The 17,111-nt window shown below is 30.8% G+C and carries 22 protein-coding genes; all 22 read left to right on the forward strand.

What is annotated here, in order from left to right:
• Positions 1 to 13 precede the first annotated feature (13 nt).
• The 22 genes from BLV68_RS06920 (at position 14) to BLV68_RS07015 (ending at position 17,074) form a co-directional block, all read left to right on the forward strand.
• Complete coding sequence (locus tag BLV68_RS06920; protein WP_093752213.1) at positions 14 to 667, forward strand: class I SAM-dependent methyltransferase; 654 nt, start codon at positions 14 to 16, stop codon at positions 665 to 667.
• A gap of 120 nt (positions 668 to 787) precedes the next feature.
• Positions 788 to 1,141 carry an SH3 domain-containing protein gene (locus BLV68_RS06925; protein WP_093752215.1) on the forward strand — a complete coding sequence of 118 codons (354 nt, stop codon included), beginning with the start codon at positions 788 to 790 and terminating at the stop codon, positions 1,139 to 1,141.
• A gap of 541 nt (positions 1,142 to 1,682) precedes the next feature.
• On the forward strand, positions 1,683 to 1,949 hold the full coding sequence (locus BLV68_RS06930; RefSeq protein ID WP_093752218.1) for a hypothetical protein: 267 nt from the start codon (positions 1,683 to 1,685) through the stop codon (positions 1,947 to 1,949).
• 414 nt (positions 1,950 to 2,363) lie between these two features.
• Positions 2,364 to 3,251 carry a GNAT family N-acetyltransferase gene (locus tag BLV68_RS06935; RefSeq protein WP_093752220.1) on the forward strand — a complete coding sequence of 296 codons (888 nt, stop codon included), beginning with the start codon at positions 2,364 to 2,366 and terminating at the stop codon, positions 3,249 to 3,251.
• A gap of 219 nt (positions 3,252 to 3,470) precedes the next feature.
• On the forward strand, positions 3,471 to 3,758 hold the full coding sequence (locus BLV68_RS06940) for a DUF3795 domain-containing protein (RefSeq protein ID WP_234949853.1): 288 nt from the start codon (positions 3,471 to 3,473) through the stop codon (positions 3,756 to 3,758).
• A 91-nt stretch (positions 3,759 to 3,849) separates the two neighbouring features.
• Complete coding sequence (locus tag BLV68_RS06945) at positions 3,850 to 4,197, forward strand: DUF3788 domain-containing protein (protein WP_093752224.1); 348 nt, start codon at positions 3,850 to 3,852, stop codon at positions 4,195 to 4,197.
• An 8-nt stretch (positions 4,198 to 4,205) separates the two neighbouring features.
• On the forward strand, positions 4,206 to 4,616 hold the full coding sequence (locus BLV68_RS06950; protein ID WP_093752226.1) for a DUF3795 domain-containing protein: 411 nt from the start codon (positions 4,206 to 4,208) through the stop codon (positions 4,614 to 4,616).
• A gap of 498 nt (positions 4,617 to 5,114) precedes the next feature.
• Positions 5,115 to 5,237, forward strand: a complete 123-nt coding sequence (locus BLV68_RS16100) for a hypothetical protein (protein ID WP_268807619.1) — start codon at positions 5,115 to 5,117, stop codon at positions 5,235 to 5,237.
• An 11-nt stretch (positions 5,238 to 5,248) separates the two neighbouring features.
• Positions 5,249 to 5,638 (forward strand): class I SAM-dependent methyltransferase, encoded by a 390-nt coding sequence (locus tag BLV68_RS06955; RefSeq protein ID WP_268807622.1) that lies wholly within the window; start codon positions 5,249 to 5,251, stop codon positions 5,636 to 5,638.
• Between the two features lie 48 nt (positions 5,639 to 5,686).
• Positions 5,687 to 6,139 (forward strand): hypothetical protein, encoded by a 453-nt coding sequence (locus BLV68_RS06960; RefSeq protein ID WP_093752228.1) that lies wholly within the window; start codon positions 5,687 to 5,689, stop codon positions 6,137 to 6,139.
• Entirely contained in the window at positions 6,140 to 6,940 is an 801-nt protein-coding gene (locus BLV68_RS06965) for a hypothetical protein (protein WP_093752230.1), read from the forward strand.
• Positions 6,941 to 7,013: 73 nt separating this feature from the next.
• Complete coding sequence (locus tag BLV68_RS06970; RefSeq protein WP_093752232.1) at positions 7,014 to 7,532, forward strand: hypothetical protein; 519 nt, start codon at positions 7,014 to 7,016, stop codon at positions 7,530 to 7,532.
• A 54-nt stretch (positions 7,533 to 7,586) separates the two neighbouring features.
• Positions 7,587 to 8,354 (forward strand): nucleotidyltransferase domain-containing protein, encoded by a 768-nt coding sequence (locus tag BLV68_RS06975; protein ID WP_093752234.1) that lies wholly within the window; start codon positions 7,587 to 7,589, stop codon positions 8,352 to 8,354.
• Positions 8,355 to 8,536: 182 nt separating this feature from the next.
• Positions 8,537 to 9,283, forward strand: a complete 747-nt coding sequence (locus tag BLV68_RS06980) for a hypothetical protein (protein ID WP_093752236.1) — start codon at positions 8,537 to 8,539, stop codon at positions 9,281 to 9,283.
• Between the two features lie 141 nt (positions 9,284 to 9,424).
• Positions 9,425 to 9,907, forward strand: a complete 483-nt coding sequence (locus tag BLV68_RS06985) for an NUDIX hydrolase (protein WP_093752238.1) — start codon at positions 9,425 to 9,427, stop codon at positions 9,905 to 9,907.
• A gap of 307 nt (positions 9,908 to 10,214) precedes the next feature.
• A complete protein-coding gene (locus tag BLV68_RS06990) occupies positions 10,215 to 10,871 on the forward strand; it encodes a M48 family metallopeptidase (protein WP_093752240.1) in 657 nt (218 codons plus the stop codon).
• A gap of 341 nt (positions 10,872 to 11,212) precedes the next feature.
• A complete protein-coding gene (locus tag BLV68_RS06995; RefSeq protein WP_093752242.1) occupies positions 11,213 to 11,887 on the forward strand; it encodes a response regulator transcription factor in 675 nt (224 codons plus the stop codon).
• Positions 11,884 to 12,915, forward strand: a complete 1,032-nt coding sequence (locus BLV68_RS07000) for a sensor histidine kinase (protein ID WP_093752244.1) — start codon at positions 11,884 to 11,886, stop codon at positions 12,913 to 12,915. The genes BLV68_RS06995 and BLV68_RS07000 overlap by 4 nt, the downstream gene beginning before the upstream one ends.
• Positions 12,916 to 13,039: 124 nt before the next feature.
• Positions 13,040 to 13,804, forward strand: coding sequence for an ABC transporter ATP-binding protein (locus BLV68_RS07005; RefSeq protein WP_093752246.1), 765 nt, complete (start codon positions 13,040 to 13,042; stop codon positions 13,802 to 13,804).
• Positions 13,791 to 15,659: an FtsX-like permease family protein gene (locus tag BLV68_RS07010; RefSeq protein WP_093752248.1), complete on the forward strand. Its 1,869-nt coding sequence runs from the start codon at positions 13,791 to 13,793 to the stop codon at positions 15,657 to 15,659. The genes BLV68_RS07005 and BLV68_RS07010 overlap by 14 nt, the downstream gene beginning before the upstream one ends.
• A gap of 299 nt (positions 15,660 to 15,958) precedes the next feature.
• Positions 15,959 to 16,102 carry a hypothetical protein gene (locus BLV68_RS15440; RefSeq protein ID WP_159428643.1) on the forward strand — a complete coding sequence of 48 codons (144 nt, stop codon included), beginning with the start codon at positions 15,959 to 15,961 and terminating at the stop codon, positions 16,100 to 16,102.
• A 30-nt stretch (positions 16,103 to 16,132) separates the two neighbouring features.
• Positions 16,133 to 17,074 (forward strand): GNAT family N-acetyltransferase, encoded by a 942-nt coding sequence (locus BLV68_RS07015; protein ID WP_093752250.1) that lies wholly within the window; start codon positions 16,133 to 16,135, stop codon positions 17,072 to 17,074.
• Positions 17,075 to 17,111: the final 37 nt, after the last annotated feature.

A 17,111-nucleotide genomic window follows, 5' to 3' on the forward strand; every position in this document is an offset into this window, starting at 1 on the left:
AGAGGTGTTATAAATGGATTGGAATATTATCCAATTACAGGTTGAAAACATATATAATAAATTGAACATTAGCTTTACGCCTTTTTTTCTTGAGGCAGTTCAATTATTTAATAAAAAAGGATGTAGAAAAGTGCTAGATATTGGATGTAGCTATGGGAAACATAGCATTTATCTTGCAGAAAATGATTTTAGTGTAACTTCAATTGATACTAATGTACAAGCATTAGAATGGCTAAAGGAATATATAGAAAAGAAATATATAAATAATATTACTGTAATGAGAGCAGATATGAACCATCTCCCATTTGAAGATAGTTGCTTTGATGCAGTTATTTGTACATCTGTACTCCATCATCAGTGTCTGAAACAGATACAAAACAGCATTTCTGAAATTCAGAGGGTTTTGAAACAGGGAGGATACTTTTTATTTGATATTTTGTCAATAGAGGATGATTCCTATGGAGTAGGACAAGAGATAGAACCAAATACTTTCGTAGGTTCAAGAGAAGGAGAAGAGGATGTACCTCATCATTATACTGATATTGAAGAGTTAAATAAGCTATTAAAAGATTTTTCAGAAATGAAAATTCAAAAAAACCAATATCATATTGTCATTGATTCGGAAAATGAGATTATAAGTAGAGTATTTGATGTTTTGGCTTATTAGATAAAAGTGAGGAAAACTTATGTTCAATGTGGTAGAGGAAGATAAGAATAGAATTAAAAATCTAAAAGAGATATTACAAATAATGAAATATTAACTAAATCGTCCAAAGGAGGGAGAATCATGAATTATGTAGTAATCAGAGAACATAAAAGTAATTATCCAAATCCAATTACTTTAGAGAAAGATGAGAGAGTATTAGTTGGAAAAAAATATGAGGGGAAAGAAGGTTGGGACAATTGGAGGTATTGTTATAAGCTGGACAAGTCACAAGAGGGGTGGGTACCTGAACAATTAATAATTTTATCTGGTAAGTATGGGATTATAAAAGAAAATTATACTGCTAAAGAGTTAACCATAAAAGCAGGGGAAACATTAAAGGGAATTAAAGAATTAAATGGATGGGTATGGTGCAGAGATAAAGAAGGTAGAGAAGGCTGGATTCCAAAGTTGAATCTAAAAGCTTTAGAGAAATAAGCATAGTCAGTTGGAAGATTGCAGATATTTATAAAGCTATATAAGACTTTAAGATATTTAAAATGAGTGCTGAAAAAAAGGGAGCAAATGCTAGAAATTAATAAAAGAAGCCCAAAAAAAAGGAATATTGTGATTCCCATGACATAAGTCATATAAAGTCATTAATAAAATGATTACTATTGTTTGATGGAATTGAAAGCCTTTATATCTATAATATACCTAAACAAATTATTAGATATATTAGAATAACATAAAGGCTTTTACTTTTTTATTTGGAATTTGTTATGTTTTTACTATATTTGCAAATGATCTATTTTCAAAAAAATTGTGGGGTGATAGTATGAGGACCAGTAAACAGTTATTTTTTTGCTAAACCTATATTTACAGATAATATTGCCACTGGAGGTCATTAGCAAATTTTTGTTAGAAGATAGGATACAATAATTGAATATATTTTACTGGTAGCAAATACACTAGTTGGGAATATGCAAATTTTTATATTAGATATGTATATGATTTTTCAATAATTATTGGCATCCTATTGATTATATATAGAATTGTATCTACTGACGACATGGCCTTTGGTAAATTAAGTGATTTGACTAGCCCATTGGAAACAGTTATTTTGACTGTAGTTTTTATGATAATTGATATTGGGGTTATTATAAGGAAAATTAAGAAAAAGAATTGCCTTACATTGGTTTTTCCTTTTAAAGAGGGTAGATTTTTAGTTGTAGATGGAGGAGATGGTAAAAAATCATGTTTTACTAATTATTATTATGGATGGAAAAACAAGGGGGGTAAGTAATTACTATTCTATGCTATTTGCTATAGACATAATTAAGTTGAACAAATATGGGTTTGCTAATGATAAAGTATTAGTTGGGAGAGAGTATCCCCATACCTTTATTCAACAGTAAAACCAATGTTAAATTTTCAAAGGAGTTTTAGAGTTTTTGTAGAATAGTAATGTAAATAAAGTTACAAGGAGTTTTTAAATAAGTTAAGGTGGTGTATTTTATGAGAAGAGGATTTACATTAGTTGAGTGGGGTGGAAGTATTATAAAATAGTGGCATTTAAGATAAATTATTTATTGTAGTACTAGTAAATGCCATAAACTAATTATTAAATGGATAAGGGGAGATGTGTAGAAAAACCAGTGGCTTTTTATGAGCTTATTAGAGTTTATTTAAAATTGAAACAGAATTTAGGGGGGATATAATGCAGATTATTGAAGTTAACAGAAATAATGCAGAAATACTATTTCATTATTGGAATAAAATTGGAGAAAGCATACCTTATTTTTATAATACAACATATGAATCATTTGTAGAATCGTTATTTGACGATACCTTTGAAGGAATGACTATTTTTAAATATAATAAAGTTTTCATTTCAAAAGAAGATGATAATGTTGGAGGGGTTATACAATATGGAATACCTACATTTCATTTTACTGAAGTAGGGAAGATAACAGAAAATGTTAATATAGGAGTTATACGCAACTTATATTTTGATAAATCAAGAAATGATATTGGTCAAGCATTACTTGACTTATCGCTGGAATTTTTTAAAGAGAATAATGTTGAAGATATATATGCATTTTATCATGCAATGGGCATGAGCTGTAATGGAAACCATGGTAAATTACATGAAAATTATAGTTATGTTGGAGAGCTGTTATGTGAAAATGGATTTAGAATTGAACATGAAAATATTTATTATGTATGTGATATGAGTAAAAAGAAAATCCAACAACTAGATAACAGCCGTGTTAAGGTATCAGATATAGATGATAATAGGCAGAAGTTTGTACTATATGATGAAAACAATATAGCATTAGGAAGTGCAGAAATAAGATACATAGATAAACTAACAGGAAATAAGGAGAGGAATACTATTTATTTGGTTTGGATTGGCATTGATAAGAAGGTAAAAGGGAAAGGCCTGGGAACAGAATTCCTAAACCATATAATTGATTTTTGTAAAGGAAAAGGATATAGATACTTGCATACAGATACTGCCATAAATAATGAAACAGCTCAAAGGTTCTATATCAGAAATGGATTCGTGAATAAAGGTGTAACAAGAAGTTATTTCACAAAATAAGCACTTATAGTTAAGACACCTTTGCACAGCATTCTTCCATGGAATCAAAGCTCCATCAAGGAAAAAAGCATAGAATATGGAAAATAGCATGTAAGATTAATATTGCAAGAAGACTGCTAATGGCAACAAGTATATAGGTCAGGTATATGATGAGGTATTGGAAGGATATTTGTTATATAAAGAAAAGGAGGGGAATGTTTAATAAAGAAAAATGTCGGAGTGTGCGGATGTATTTGTAGTGATTGTAGGATTTACGGATTACACTGCCAAGGATGTTATGCTATAGAAGGAAAAGCATGTTGGCTGGATGAAGTAGGACTAGCTATCTGTGACTTTTATGAATGTAGTGTCATTGAAAAAGGACTAACTCACTGCGGTGAATGTACAGAGATCCCATGCCAAAAGTTTTGGCAAAATAAAAACCCTAAATGGACCGATGAAGAACATAGGAGAATAGTAGAAGAGAGGGTTGTTTTGCTAAAAGGATTAGTACAGAGTAAAATTTAGTCAGTTAGAGTAATAAGGAGGTTTAGATGCCAGAAATAATTACTAATAAGGAACAATTAGAATCCCTGTTAGGGAAGACAGCATTGGAAGCATGTATGAACTTGTTGAGTTCATAGAATCACATTATGATTTTGAACCTGTATGGGATAATGGTGGAAAGTATGGGACATGGGAATTAAAGTATCGTAGAAGTGGTAGAACCTTATGTGCTCTTTATGCAAAAGAGGAGACATTTACAGCCCTTGTTATATTTGGGAGAGCAGAAAGGGAGAAATTTGAATCAAACTTAGAGAAATTTTCATCTCATATAGTTGAAATCTATGATAATACTCGTCAGTATCATGATGGAAAATGGTTATGGATTAATGTTTCTGATATGGACTTAATTGAAGATATAAAAAGATTGATAGTAATCAAGAAGAAACCCAAAAAGGAGTGAGATTAATTATGAAGAAAGTAACAATGTGTGGATATAGGTGTGATTTATGTAAAGCTTTTGCTTCTAATATAAAAATAAATGATGAGAGAGAAAAATTAAGTGATATATGGAATAAATATTATGATCTTGATATACCAACAGAGAAAATATTCTGTGATGGATGTAGATGCTCTAAAAACAATGCAAAGCGTATAGATATGAATTGTCCAGTTCGTGAGTGTGTAATTAATAAATGCATTGACCATTGTGGGGAATGCAACGATTTTCCTTGTGCAACTTTTAATGAAAGAAAAGGACTTTCGTTTCAAGAAGCAAAAGAAAAGCTTGGACCTAACTTTTGTATAGACGAATACAATAATTATCTATTAGCTTATGATAATCTAACAAGACTAGGGTTAAGCATGTCAAAAGAGAAATAATGCAATATCTTTAGAAGAAAAAGTATTGTCACTTCTTATAGCACAGGCTTATCGACATCGGAAAGAAATCATAAATAGGAGGTTTGATGGCGATAAGCCTGATAGCACTATTTTGAATTTAGCGTTGCATTAGAGATCCTTGCAATGGCTGGCAAGCCTATTACTATATTTTCAAAATCATTAAATCCAGTTAGAAATGAATTCCGAATCTACTGACCAGGTCGCTTTTCTTGTAAGAAATCATTCCAAGAAGGAATTGCTTATCATTAAGGATACTCCTGTAGAGTAGATTATCTTGATGGAAGCAGACTTACTTGATGAAACTGGAGCACTATCTATAGTATGGGATTGTATGATTGAAAGATCTAAAGAGAAGCAGACATTTGAAAAAACTTGTTAAGGAATTCATTGAACAATTGTCTTACGATTTAAGAATTCAATAGCACATATAGTGATAAATATATAGATTTAGCTATTTACAATAGGGGAGTAAAAAATATGGATAAAGTTGAGCTTTGGTATGATGAAGAATATGATGAATGGGAGAGGCTTGAACGCCACAAAATTGAATTTGACATTACAAAACGGTATCTTGATGAGTATATACAGGGAAAAACCTAGAAATATTTGATATAGGAGGAGTACCAGGCAGGTATTCTATTTACTTGGCAGAAAAGGGGCATAAGGTAACATTACTTGATTTATCAAGGCGTAATATTGAGGTTGCAAAGGAAAAATCAGCAGAAAGGGGTATTTTATTAGAAGATTATGTACATGGAAATGCACTGGAACTAGAGGAATATGAACCTGAAAAGTATGATGTTATTTTATTGATGGGACCACTATATCAGTTAATAGATGAAAAAGACAGAAAAGCTGCTATTGAGGGAGCTTTAAGGCTACTAAAGCCAAATGGTATTATATTTGCTTCTTTTATATCCAACTATGCACCTATACAGGATTATTTAAAAGATCTATATCCAAAGATTAGGCCAAGACAAAAATCTCATGGGAACCAGTGAACACTTCCTATATATTGGGCAAAAATAACAATTGAAGGAGAATAGCCTATGTTAAAAGATTTTGAGAAATTATATTTAGAAAAACATTGGGAATTAAAGAAGCAACGATGGTGCAATTATTTTGAGGAAGGTAATTATGATTTATCTGTACTAGATAGTGAAATATGCAAATTGGTATGTTTGTATTCAAATAAAATAAAAGTTACTGGTCCTAAAAGTGAATTTGCAAATTTATTGATAGCAAGAGAACTTGTAGATAAGGATTTTGAAGTTTTCCAGTTGAGAAATCGCATAGATAATTTAGATAACTATGATGAAAATATACCCCATGAGATTAGAAAAGACAATTACAAATATAAGCTAGAAATGGCAAGGAGAATGAAAAAGGATGTTCTTCAGTTAATGGATATGAGAAATGCACTAGCTATTAAGTTTGGATATGATTCATATCCTGAACTAGTATTAACTACTGAAGGAATAGATAAGGAAAAGCTATTATAATTGTTAAATGATTTTTTGGATGAGAATCTTAACAAAGCAAGAAAAATAATAAAGAAATATAATATTACTCTTGAAAATTGGTTTGAGGATTTAGATAAAATTAGTAAGATAGACAGTAGCTATAATCTAAATGTTCTAATAGAAGAATTATTAGATAAGCTTGGATTTATAGAGGTGAAAGATAAGATAAAAATAGAATATAGGCAGGAAGGTTTTTCAGGTTTTGCAGCGGAACTTTCGCCTAATGACATTAGAATAGTTGTAGAGCCAATAGAATCTTTAGATGGTTTAAGAACTTTATTCCATGAATTGGGACATGCTATATTATACAGTTTAAATAGAGAGGAAGGATTATTTAGAATCCTACTAGCCAGCATAGATGAAGCAATGGCTGTAGCTTTTGAATATATAGCACCTGTTATATTATTTGATAGCTATAATATAGAAAAAATATATGAATTGATGATATTGGAATATACTAGATGCGCAATAAGTGCACTTTTGGAATTTGATTTATGGCAGGACCTAAATAAAGCAGAAGAACTATATGTAAGGCATTATAATAAATTAGGTTTGGAAGTAAATGATTCAGGTATATGGACATATGATTCCTTTAGAAGTATAGATCCAGTTTATATACATAATTATGTTGTTGGAGCTAAATTAGCTGAAAAACTGATAGACTATTTGAGCCAAAAGTATTCAAAGGACTATAATGCTTGGGGTAAGTGGTTATATCAAAATGTTTATATTGATGGAAGTAAAACAAGGCTTAAAGATAAAATAAAATTTACTTCATAACGTGGTAATATTATAGTGGACTGTAGTTTTTGCACAGAACAAAGAGATTTAGTTATGGAATGAAGGTGATAAAATGAAAAGAATTTGTGCCATTTTTTCTTTAGATGAGGGAACTAAAGACAGAATTCAGGCTTATAGAGATGCATTATCTATTAGTTATGGAGTCCCTAGAAAATCCATATATCCACATATAACATTAGCTCACTATGTGGCAATTGAACCGGAAGAGATAATAGAGTATTCGGAGAAATTTATAAAGGGAATTCATGCTTTCAATGTACAGTATAATGCCATTGAAGTTCTTGGTGGGAACTGCATTGCATGTATTGTTAATCCTAGTTGTATAATTACTGACTTTTATAATAGATATCATGAAAAATTTGATTCTCATTGTGATGTATGGACAAAAAAAGAAAATAAATTATGGATACCCCATAGTACTATTTATGGAGAAGCTGAATCCAAATTAGAGGAAATGAAATCATTTCTTGAAAGTAAGTTTACTCCTTTTGAAGGGAAGGTTATTGGTTTTGAACTTTCACAGATTAATGAGGATGGATTTGAAATTATATTTTCTAAGAATCTAGAATAGGTATCTAATTTATAAGCAGAGGATGTGATTATGATTAGTATTGGAGGATAAAAAATGAGACAAATAGAGGCAGTTGGTGTAATTAGTGAAGCAATAAAAAATGACAGTGGTGTTAGAGCAATATTTCTTAAAGGGTCAATGGCCAGAAATGATTTAGATGATTATTCTGATGTGGATTTTTATTGTATTGTAAAAGATGATGAGTTGGAAGACTTTTTAAAGAGACAATTAAATTATTTAAAGCAATATAGACCCTTAATCTATTGGTCTGAAGTAAATTTCGTCGGGCCACAAATAGTAGCGGTCTTTGACAATGGGCTACATTTTGATTTTTACACAGTTACACTGGAAACATTACAAAAAACTGATGAAATAAAAATAATTTATGATCCAAATAAATTGCTTTCAGATTATAAAGCTGAAAACCTGACTATAAGTGAAGATGATTTTATAAATATATTTGACGGATTTACCTTTACTTTACTGGAATTTGAGGCAGCATATTGTAGAAATGATTTAATATGGGCTTCAAGATTGGCTAGTCACTTAAGTGGAGATCTAGCCATTATTTTGAGATACTTATATGACAAAAACAATGCAAAGCTAGGGTTTAAAAGGCTTTATAAAAGTTTAGACAGTGACTTGCATGAAAAAATATTATCAGCCATGGACCTGTTAGGACCATCTTTTTTGCCTAAAGGGGTTGTGCAATTAGTTGAAATAGCAGATGAAGTAATTGAAAAGCTACCAGAGGAAATATCAAGCAAAATAAACAGGACATTTTTTAATTACATGTCCAATAAGATTAAAGGATTAAAGTGATTTAGAAGTGACTATAAAGCTCAACATCCCTAATATTAATAATCATGTAACTTATAGTTTATGAGAAAATATAGGAATATTTAGTTCAAAAATCAAAATGGATCAGTCATTTCAATATATACGTTGGGAATGATTGTTTTATCTTAATTGATATGTGAGAAATATTATTGTGGAGGAATGTTATGGATATAAACAAGGGCTCTTTTTCATTAAGAAATGCAATATTTCCAGCTATAATGACAATAATCTCCTTTCTATTATTTATTGGAGTCTATTTATATGTTACCATAACAGCAATTGAACCCTATTATTTAGTAGGATTAGTATTTGCTATACCTTTTATATGCTTTGGGGTAGTTACTTATTTTACTGGAATTGGACAACTAAAAGCTGTAAATTCAATTATAATAACAATCTTTCTCATTATAGTCCTATCTATTGCAATGTTTATTGCTTTTATATTTATATCCATAGATGCTGCAACAACTGAAACTACAGATATAGCAAAGTATGAAAGAGTTATGAAACATAGGGGTTATCCTGAAAACCTGCTAATATCTCACTTCCCAGAAGAAATTCCTGATAATGCAAGAAATATTGTATTTAGATATAATCCTGCCTTTGGAATGGGTGGTGAAAATTTTAATCTAAAATTTGAAACCGATTCAGAGTCTATAAATAACTATATCCATCATTTTTCACAAGTTGCGAAGTGGATAGGAAAAGCAGATGCTAGTGAAGCAGAAGAAAATGGTATATTATCAGGTATATTTAGTGGCATAGGCTATGAAGAATTGCCAGAGGATTTTACAATTTATCTTATTGACAGTAGATCAGATGGACCAGTTAAATGGAATCATGGCATGTTAAGCCTTGTTGCTATTAGTAAAGAAAAAAATGAGATAATATTCATTGCAGAAAATTGGTAGAGAAGAATTAACCGAGGGAATTTGATGTTGATGATATTTTGCTGAATATAATTGGTTCAATATGTGGATTCAAATTTCATCAAGTTTTTATTCCTTGGGTTTCAAAAATGCTTTTAAATGATTGATTAGGAGGTCTTGTGTATGACTTGGCCAACACATATTGTTGCTGCTGGAGGCTATGTTTTTGACAAGAAAGGAAATATTCTTATCGTTAAAACTTATAATAGAGGCTGGGATTGTCCTGGAGGACAAATTGAAATTGGTGAAAATATAGAAGAAGGACTTTTGCGAGAAATATATGAGGAAAGTGGTGTTATAGCATCAGTAAAATCCTTGGTAGGTATATACTCTAATGTAGGACAATATCTATACTATGATGGTGTTACACCAGTTCCAACAAAGGTTATGTTTGATTTTATTTGTGATTATGTTAGTGGAGAGCTAAAGGCTTCTAATGAAACCAGTGAGGTAATTTGGATTTCTAAAGATAAAGTATTGGAATATATTAAAGCTCCCGCAAGTTTTTTTAGATTGCAAAATGTACTTAATTTTAATGGTCAAATTAAGTATTGTTCCTATATTACGAAGCCTGAATTTAAAGTGTTGTATTCAAGATTTGTATAACAAAATAGATTGTTAAGGCTTGAGAAACTAAAAAATAATATAGCATAAAAACCTATACTAAAATTTTATATCAAAACAAAGCTTTCATATGTAGGACTCTTTATCTCAAATTCATTGACATTAAGTAAATTGGCACATGGTTTATATTTCTGTCTGTATATTGTAATATTAAGAAACTTTTATAACTTTGCTTAATAAAGATTATAACACTATAAAGGGAGACTAATGTTATGTTACATATTATAGATACATTTAAGGATTTTAAGTCATGTTTTGAGGATAAATTAGATTTAACTATAGAAAAAAAATGGATTTATGGGAAAAATGCTATATATCAAAATATCCAGAACTAGAAATAAAGTGCAAAGAAGACTATAGCTTAAATGGTTATGACTGGAAACAAATTGCAAAGGAAATGGTCTTTAATAGAACTAAAGAAGATTTTAGTAAAATGGTCCTTGCCCATGAAGGTATTCTACAAGTCGTAGATAGCTTAAATATAAGAATGTGCAAAGTATTTAATTTTAATCTAGAAGTAACTATAGTTCTATATTGTGGATTATGTAATAGTGCAGGATGGGTAGATACTTACGATAATAAAAGAGCAATACTTTTTGGAATAGACAAGATTGCAAGACTTAATTGGCATACAATAGAAAAGTTAGAATCACTTGTAGCCCATGAACTGTGTCATGTAATTCACTTTCATATAAGAGGAGAAGATAAATTACCCAGCAGTATTGATAGTAATATCTTTAATGAAGGTATCTGGTATTTATATGAAGAAGGATTTGCTCAGTTTTTCCAATACAAGTTGCTGGATAAGGAAGTTGATACAAGAGGTAAAGAGTGGTTTGATATATGTAGAGCTAATGAAAGACAGTTGAAAAATCTATATTTAAAGGCATTATTTGATGAAGAAAAAGGAACACAGGATTTTTTGGGGGCTGGTTTAAAGTACTAGGAATAAGAAGTGATGCAGGATATTATTTAGGTGCTGAATTTATTAGAAGGTTAAATACTCAATATAATATTGAATATATTGCAAAAATGCAATTTGAAGAAATAGAAAATGAGGTAAGTAAATTCCTAAATGTTTAATTATTGAAGGAAGTCAGGTTGAATTATTCTAAAACTTAACCTGGCTTTTTATTAAAAGTGTTAGTAATCTGCTATTTAAGAAATAGGATATTTAAGGAAAGAATATATTAAATTTGAGAATATCAACTTGCTGAGATAAAATGTATGATAGGTATAAATAAAATTATAAAGAGTTTTAGATAGTTAATAATCTGAGGTGATACTATGTACAAGATACTTATAGTAGAAGATGATAAAACCCTTTGCAATAATATAAAAGAAGGCATTTCCAAGTGGAGCTTTAACGGAGTAGCTGTTGAGGATTTTGAAGATATATTACAGGAATTTGCAAAACACAATCCCCATTTAGTTATTATGGATATAAACTTACCATACTATGATGGATTTTACTGGTGTAGAAAGATTAGGGAAATATCAAAGGTTCCAATTATATTTCTGTCTTCAAGGGATAGCAATATGGATATAGTAATGGCAGTTAACATGGGTGGAGATGATTATGTGACTAAGCCATTTTCCATGGATATACTATTGGCAAAGATGCAGGCACTTATTAGAAGAACCTACTCCTATGGACAAGGTGACGGGCAGATAATTGAATGTGAAGGAGCCATTCTAAATATTAATGATGGAACCCTTACCTATAATGGAGAAAATATAGAACTTACTAAAAATGAATTTAAAATACTTCAGCTGCTTATGAGAAACAAAGGAAAGATTGTGTCTAGAGATAAGATTATGAGAGTCCTTTGGGAAAGCGAATACTTCATTAGTGAAAATACTTTAACAGTAAATGTGAACAGGCTTAGGAATAAATTAGAGAATATAGGCTTAAAGGATTTTATAGTAACAAAAAAATCTCAAGGATATATGATACCATGAGCATATTTAAATATTTGAAGGACTCATACAAGCCTATTCTCTATTTTTTCCTACTGATTCTCATAATGAACTTAATATTGATAAGCAGCGTTGATTTAAACAAATCATTGTTAGATATTTTCTATTTGAATTTGATATTTTTCTTTATTTCCCTAGTGTTTTTAGCCATAGGTTATGCAAAGTGGCGAAGTACATATGGGGAATTAAAAAGGGCTATAGAACTTGGAGAAGATATAGATAGCTTTGCCCCAAACGGAAATAGATTGGAACAAATACTAATAAGGGAGATTATTGGCTTAAAGAATAGGGAAAAGCTAAGGGAGACAGAGGAACTAAAAGAGAATCTAGAAGAAATAAATGATTATATTACAAAATGGGTTCACGAAGTTAAAATACCTCTATCAGTCTGTGAGCTTATGGTTGATAAGTTAGAGGAAGAAGAGTTGTATGATTTATCCAAGGAATTAAGGCAGGAAACAGAAAGGATAAATTTCCTTGTGAATCAGGTACTCCATATGAGCAGGGCCTCAAATTATAGTCAGGATTTTATAGTGGAAGAAGTAAATTTAAGCAGTCTAGTTAAAAATGTAATAAAAAACAATATGAATTTATTTATATCTAAAAAAATAGAACTAGGAATAGATAATCTGGATTTCAATATATTTACTGATAGAAAGTGGGCTTATTATGTAATAGAGCAGATAATCAATAATGCCTGTAAATACGTAGATAGCCATGGAAAAGTTGAAATACATGGAGAGGAAACTGATGAAAGCGTAATACTTACTATATGGGACAATGGAATGGGTATACCTGAAAAGGATATAGGCAGGATTTTTGACAGAGGATTTACAGGAGAAAATGGTAGAAAGACAAGCAAGTCTACAGGCATGGGACTTTATATTTGTAAAAAGATTGCAGACCAATTGAACTTTAGTATTGAAGTATCCTCTCAAGTGTCAAAATACACTGAATTCAAAATAATTTTTTACAAGCTATCAGATTATTTAAGAGTGACAAAAATGTAATATTAGCAGTTCCATTGTCACCTTAAGTGATAGAATAAAACCTTTATAAGGACTAAAATATAGATAAAGAATAAATTCTCTCTTTTACAGGAGAGAATTTTCTAATGAAGTTGGAGGGGATAGTATGGAAATAGTAATTGAAACAAGGAACTTAAGGAAGGAATATGGCTCAAAGGGAATTGTCTTTGCAGCTATAGATGGTATTGACCTAAAGGTATACAAGGGAGAATTCCTAGGAATAATGGGTCCATCGGGAGCAGGTAAGACTACCTTATTAAATGTTCTATCTACAATTGATAGGCCTACTTCAGGAAATATATATTATAAAGGTAAGGACATTTTAACTATGAAAAATAGGGAACTTTCGATATTCAGACGAAATAATATTGGATTTCTATTTCAAGACTTTAATCTTTTAGATAACATGTCCATTCAAGATAACATAGCATTACCCTTAGCCCTTTCAAAGGTGGGTATAAATGAAATAAAAGAGAAGGTGGAAAAGTTAAGCAGCTTTTTTGGGTTAAAGGATCAATTGAAGAAATATCCTTATCAATTGTCAGGAGGACAAAAGCAAAGAGTAGCAGCAGCTAGAGCCATTATTACATCGCCATCTATAGTTTTTGCTGATGAACCTACTGGAGCATTGGACTCCAAGTCTTCACAAGACCTGTTACATTGCCTTTTGAGGATGAACGAGGAATTAAATACAACTATTATAATGGTTACCCACGATGCCTTTGCAGCCAGTTATTGCAAGAGAATTCTATATTTAAAGGATGGAAAAATCCATGGAAGACTGGATAAGGATTCTAGCAGAAAAGAGTTTTTCAGGAGGATTATTGACTTTGCTGGTTCCATGGGAGGTGGCGTAGGTGAGCTCCTTTAAACTAACCATTATGAGTTTTAGAAGGAATATAAAGACCTATGGTATGTATCTAATGGCAATGATTTTTTCAGTAGCCACTTATTATAATTTTGTATCTATGAGATACAACCCTCAATTCCAAGAGACAAAGGATTTAACTATATATGTACAGAGTTCATCAGTGACTGCATCCTTGCTTATGATACTGTTCCTAGTATTCTTCATTATGTACTCTAGCAACTTCTTTCTAAATCAAAGGAAAAAGGAAATAGGTGTATATGCCTTCATGGGAATTGACAACTATAAAATTGCCTTTATATTTGCATCGGAAGGATTACTATTAGGGATAATGTCCTTGGTTATTGGTCTGTTACTTGGAACCTTGTTCAGCAAGTTGTTTCTTATGTTGCTTGCAAAGGCAGCCCTTCTAAAAATGAGAATTGACTTCTTCATATCGAAAAAAGCTCTTATAGAGACAATAATTGTATATTCAGTTATTCTGTTCATAGCCTTCCTAAAGGGATATATAAACATTATCAGAACAAATTTGATTGATTTGATGAATACATTGAAGAAGGCAGAAGAGCTTCCAAAAGTCAATTATTTAAAAGGTTTTGCCTCATTAATCATCATAGGTGTTGCATACTATATTGCAGTAAATTATGGTAAACTTGGCTTTGGCAATGCTCTCTTATGGACAGTAATTCTGGTAATTATAGGCACCTATTGGCTATTTGGTTCTTTTTTATCTATGGTTATTAGGTACTTCATAAAAAGAAAAAAATTTCTATATAAAGGTACAAATATTATAAGCTTTTCAAACATAGCCTTTAGAATTAAGGACAACTATAGAACCTTTGCAGCTGTAGCTGTGTTGATAACTACCTGTATAACCTCCTTTGGTACAGTAAGCTCTCTTAGATATTATGTAGACGAAAATCATAAAATAGAGGTTCCATATACTGTTACCTATATTTCTAGCAACAAGGAAGAAATAGATAGGGTAGATGAAATAATAGAGAACTCACATCACAACGTTGAATTAAGGGAGAAAGCCAACTTCCTATTTGTTCCTGATTCAAAGATTGTAGTAGTAAAATTATCTACTTTTCAAAGGATACTAACAGACCTTAATGTTAAAGACAGAGATAGAATAATATCTAAAATTGGACTGTTAGAGGAAGAAGTAGCATATATAGAGAGACCTGGGGTATTTATGAATATCTTAGAAAAAAAAGATATAAAAGTAGGGGATAAGGCCTATAAAATAAAAGCTCGAACCAAGGTTCCTTTATTTGGCAGTGGAGTGCCTTTTCCTTGTGTTATTGTCAATGATGAAGAGTATGCAGTATTGAAGTTAAAATTTGAAGAGAAACAGTTTAATGGAATCATACTGGATAATCCTGAGAACACAAAGGATTTAACCTTTAAGTTAGCTGAAATATTACCTGAGGAATCAGGCTTGTATACCTACTTTATGGCTGGTGTTACATTTTATGATTTAGTAGGAATAGTATATTTCCTTGGAGCTTTTCTATTTCTGGTGTTTGTATTTGCCACAGGTAGCATAATCTACTTTAAGATATTAAGCGAATCCTTCAGAGATAAAGGCAAGTATGAAATACTTAAGAAAATAGGAACAACAGATTTTGAAATTAATGAATCCGTTTCAAAACAGGTAGGAATGTTTTTCCTATTGCCACTAATAGTAGGGATAATCCATAGCATAGTTGCCATTTCAGTATTAAGCGACCTTATGAAGTATAGCTTAACAATACCAACAGTCATAAGCATAATGGTGTTTATAATTGTATATGGCATATTCTATATATTTACAAGAAGAAAATATGTTAATGTAGTAGGAGGTCAGGCTTGAACTAGGTAATTCAAGCCTGTTTTTTTTACAATGAACATTAAGAAAATTGCGCAAATAAAAGAAGGGATTTTCTATAAAGTATAGAATATATAATAGTAAGACAGGTACTACATTTTTTGGATATAAAGAAAGGATATTAAAGGTTATAAAAAATTAGAAATTGATAACCCTTTAGATATTTTCAAATAAAAAGTACAGAAAGGAAGTGGTATATATGATTAATAAAACAACTTATAAACTTAAAGGTGGCAGGAGGAAACACCTAAAATAGTCCTCCAATAAATTTTAGGAGGAAGTGTATGAATTTAGAGCTCAAGTTACATAAGGTTAAATCTAAGAAAGAAATTGATTTATTTTGGGAAAAAAGAGATGAATATATGAGGAAAGATATAATCCCAAATTGCACACTGGGAAAACCATTAAATGAAGAGGATGTAAAATAGTTTTTTTCAGAGGAATATAAGGAACATATAATGAATGCTTTTAGTCGAGATAAGGATCCATTAAAGATTATTTTCTTTATGAAAAACAATGAATATGTTGGATTTTGTACTTATGTAACCTATCTATCAGAGGATGGGAAATGTCTTATCGTTGATTATTGTATAGATGCTAAATATAGAAATCAAAACCTTGGTAGACAGTTTTTTTATCTTTTAAAAGACCAGGTCATTAAAGAAGGTGGGAAATACTTTGCCTTAAACTTATCCAATGAAGACAATCAGAGATTTTGGCAGTCCTTAGGATTTGAAAAAGCTTATATTGACGAATATGGAGAGGATGTTTACATTTGTAAAATTAATAAGTATCATTTAGAAATAAGCAATAAGAAGGTAATACTTAGGGATTTTATAGAATCTGATATAGAAGATAGGATATACTGGGAAACGGTAGAAAGGGAATGGCAATTGTGGGATGCACCCTGGGAAAAAGAAGAATTTAATCCAGACGAATATAGACAAAGAATGTTAAAACAGCTTTCACAAGAGAAAGATGTAGACAGAATGAGATGGGGCTTTCAGATATGCATCAATGATGCGTCAAGGAAGCATATTGGATGGTGCAATGCTTATCGTATTGATGATAACTTTAAATATACTCAAGATGATGGTCATTGCACAATTGGGATAAACATTCCTGACCTATCATCAAGAAGAAAAGGATATGCAACAGCAGCTTGGGATTTATTTATCCAATATTTATTTAGTAAAGGAATTAAGGATATTTATACACAGACATGGTCTGGTAATATAAGAGTACTTGGGCTAATGGACAAAATTGAATTTGAAGAATGTAATAGAGAAATCAATTTCAGAACTGTAAGAGGTAAATTATATGATGGTTTAACACTAAAATTAAACAAAGAGAAATATTATAAATTTCATGAAGAGTTCATAAAGTTCATAGAAGGTTAATATGAGTATGTAGATGGTCAGGCTTAGAAATTTACAA

The organism is Tepidimicrobium xylanilyticum (genome assembly GCF_900106765.1).
GTDB classification, from domain to species: Bacteria; Bacillota; Clostridia; order Tissierellales; family Tepidimicrobiaceae; genus Tepidimicrobium; species Tepidimicrobium xylanilyticum.